The sequence below is a fragment of the Cognataquiflexum nitidum genome, from assembly GCF_022538055.1.
Lineage (GTDB): Bacteria > Bacteroidota > Bacteroidia > Cytophagales > Cyclobacteriaceae > Cognataquiflexum > Cognataquiflexum nitidum.
In genome coordinates, this window is sequence record NZ_JAKZAM010000072.1 from 1 (window position 1) to 3,221 (window position 3,221).

Sequence of the window (3,221 nt, forward strand, 5' to 3'; positions counted from 1 at the left end):
GATCCATGTTGCTGCTACTTATGATGGAACGACAAGTAGAATCTACATCAATGGTGTTGAAAATATTTCCGCTTCTTATGGACCGATCAATATCGGAACCACATCAGGTAACTTGGTCATTGGAGCCCTTGGAAGCATCCAAAGATTCAATGGGGCACTTGACGATATCAGGCTTTATGGAAGGGCTTTGTCAGCTGGAGAAATTTCACAACTTGCCAATTCATCGCAAGCCTTCAGAATATTAGGTACCTCAGACAAAATCAATTCTGAAAATAAATTAGGCGGTATGACAGAGGATACTGAAAGACAAAGGGAGGAACCACTAGAAAAGCCTAGCTATTTGTATCCTAATCCAGTACAAGATATTCTCAATCTAATGGTCTTTGGGAAAGTGAAGTCCCCGATCAACATCATGATTTTTGATTCCAAAGGTGTTTTAATCACGGAAAGAGAATTCGAAACAAACAACGGGGTTTTGACCATTGATGTAAATTCTTTGAACCTTAAACCTGGAATTCATATTCTTTTGGTTAATAAGGAAGGTAACCTTGAAACATTGAAGTTTATTAAAAAATAATGGAAAATAAATTATCCTCCTTGGTCAATCCAAGGAGGATTTTTTTGTTTTAAAGTTATTTTGTAAATATTTTTCGGGTAAATTATAGAGAGGTTGTTTATTACTTTATTACAAAAAGAGTAAAATTTAAAAGAGTCAGTTTTTATATTAATATTAGTATCCGAATTAATTTTTTTTAAAATCAATTGTTCCTTGAATTTAAAACAATTAATTCCAGAGTTACTTTGTGTAATCTTCAAACAAAAAAATATTTTAAATATCATTTAGACAATTTGAATCATGTATTTATTCGATAAATCAAGACATGGCCGACAAAACTTTAGGGCATTTACAAGTAAACCAAGTATAAAATGGAAAACAGATCTTCGGACTAACCCAATATTCGGAGCTGAATCAACAGCTACAATCGATAAATATGGAAACTTATATTTTGGTTCTCACAGTGGGAATTTTTATTCTATTTCCAATATTGGGGAAATCAGGTGGACTTTTTCAACTTCAACTAAAATTTATTCTTCACCCCTTTTAATTGAAGACAATATCTTTTTTTCAGGAGGAGATGGTTTTTTTTATTGTTTAGATTTGCTTGGTAATCTAAAATGGAAATTCGATTTAACTAAGGCAAGTGGAGGAATGTTTAAGAAAAAAACATTAAATAAACTACTCCACTTACCCTACACCTATGATTTTTATAAAAAAAGAAACATTGACTATAAATCTTGGAGCTCACCAAATTTTAATAACGGAAAGTTATTTATTACAGGTTATGGGAAAGGTCTTTATTGTTTAAACATTGAGGGAAGCGTGCTTTGGAGTTTTGATTTGGGATATCCCAGATATCAACTTTCCGGGGTAGCTATTGATAATGCAGGAAATATTTATTGTTCCTCAAGATCAGGAAAGATTTATTCTTTCGAGGATGGTGGTAAACTTAGATGGGAAAGAACCATAAAAAAGAATTGGGAAAATTGGGGAAACCCTGTTGTTTGCAATTTAAAGAATCAAGCCTATTTCTTTTTCTCAAAAAAAGAGATTTCTGGTTTAATTCAAGCTACTGATTTCCTTGGGAATTTAAAATGGACTATAAATATTGGAAGTATTAGGGGGGCTTGCTCAATCAGTTGGGATGGTGAATTTATTTTTTGCTGTGACTTGGATGGATTTATTTATAAAATCAATTCTTCAGACGGTCAAATAGTAAAAAGAAAGAAAATAACCGATGCACAAAGAGGCCTTTGGATAACTCCTACTATTGATGAAAATTCAAACATTCTTTTATCAACAAAAGATTCCCAGAATTCAGGACGCGTAATTTTAATGGATGATAATTTTGAATTCAAATGGGAATATTATAGTAACAAAATCCTTTCAATTCCTGTTCTAAATAGCTCTAATGAGATTTATTTTGGGAGTTGGGACGGAAGCTATTATTGCATTTATTGAACATCTTTACCTTTTCTACAGATTTTAAAATTTTGATAAATCATAAGATAATGAAAGGATAATTAAATGTAAATCAAGGCATTTTTGCTTAAAAACAATAAGTTGAAAACTAATATATTCAGATATTGCACATGAAGAAGGTTTTCTAAAGGGATTTATTCAAACTTTTTTAAAGGCAAATTAACAAATTAATTCAGATTCTCTTTGAAGTTTAATTGTTATCAATAGAAATAAACACTTAAGAAAGCAGCTATTAAATGGGTTCTAAATTGAATATATTGGGTAGTCGAATTTGAGTTTGCCTGAGATGAAGTAGATCATCTTAATAAAGTTGAAAATATTCTGTAAATCTCTTACTCATCTTTTTAGTCAGTTGGATTTTAGATTTAATTCTCTCCAATATACAGCTAGTTTGGTCTTTTTTTGTATAAGTTTTAATTCCCAACAAGTTTGTTTGATTTATTTTTGTAAAATCTACGAAATGAATGATACTTGATTCTTTTACTGGATTACCTCAACATGCCGGATACCCTATAGTTTGTTCAATATCATTAATAGAAGCAAAATAATTGAATAGCTCCTGCAATAAGTATGCATTCGCCATATTTGGCGTCAGTGTAGGAATATTCAATATGTCTTTATTGACCTGCTCGCTTAGATTCTGTTCGTTTTTGAGGAATATATATTTATATCTTTTGAGCATCGCAAATCCATTTCGTTGGAACTTTCTTACCTTATCATTGCTTCATTAAAAAATTTGACGACGTGGAATTTATCAAAGTTTATAGATGGGTTCTTGAAATTTTGTATAATACTAGATAGGAATGGCTTTGAAATGTTAATATAGGTCTGCTATATCAGTAATCATTTTTATTCCCAATTATCTAGATTTTTATGGACTTTAACAATGGAATTTAACCCATTTCCCGGAAAAGCATAAAGCCATTCCTGTGGTGCATACGGTCGGAAACAGACACGTAATTATGGCCTTTTTTGGAGCATGTTTCATCTTTACCCAATATCTCGACTCCGGAAAAATTTACACCTTTATGGACTTTATTGATCCAATAAAGAAACACATTCTAAAGGCATTGTGAGTACACATTCATGTTATAATAATTTATTATGTGTATCCGCTTCACTGCACGTAAGGATGAAGAGCTGCAATAACCATCCGTTCAAACAGCTTTTCACCAAAATA

General features: G+C 31.4%; 3 protein-coding genes and 1 pseudogene. 2 read left to right on the plus strand and 2 right to left on the minus strand.

Features of this window, described 5'->3' with window-relative positions; translation table 11 throughout:
- Both MMU07_RS21595 and MMU07_RS21600 read left to right on the plus strand, forming a co-directional pair.
- The coding region (locus tag MMU07_RS21595) for a LamG-like jellyroll fold domain-containing protein (protein ID WP_241128691.1) at positions 1-577 on the plus strand (577 nt) is incomplete at its 5' end.
- A 279-nt stretch (positions 578-856) separates the two neighbouring features.
- The gene (locus MMU07_RS21600) at positions 857-2,020 is read left to right on the plus strand and encodes an outer membrane protein assembly factor BamB family protein (protein WP_241128692.1); all 1,164 of its coding nucleotides are present in this window, start codon (positions 857-859) and stop codon (positions 2,018-2,020) included.
- A 514-nt stretch (positions 2,021-2,534) separates the two neighbouring features.
- On the opposite strand, the pseudogene MMU07_RS21900 reads toward MMU07_RS21600, so the two are convergent.
- Together MMU07_RS21900 and MMU07_RS21905 are read right to left on the minus strand one after the other, a co-directional pair.
- A pseudogene (locus MMU07_RS21900) lies at positions 2,535-2,741 on the minus strand (transposase); the annotation flags it as partial.
- Positions 2,742-2,749: 8 nt separating this feature from the next.
- A complete protein-coding gene (locus MMU07_RS21905) occupies positions 2,750-2,863 on the minus strand; it encodes a transposase (protein WP_418884531.1) in 114 nt (37 codons plus the stop codon).
- Positions 2,864-3,221 lie beyond the last annotated feature (358 nt).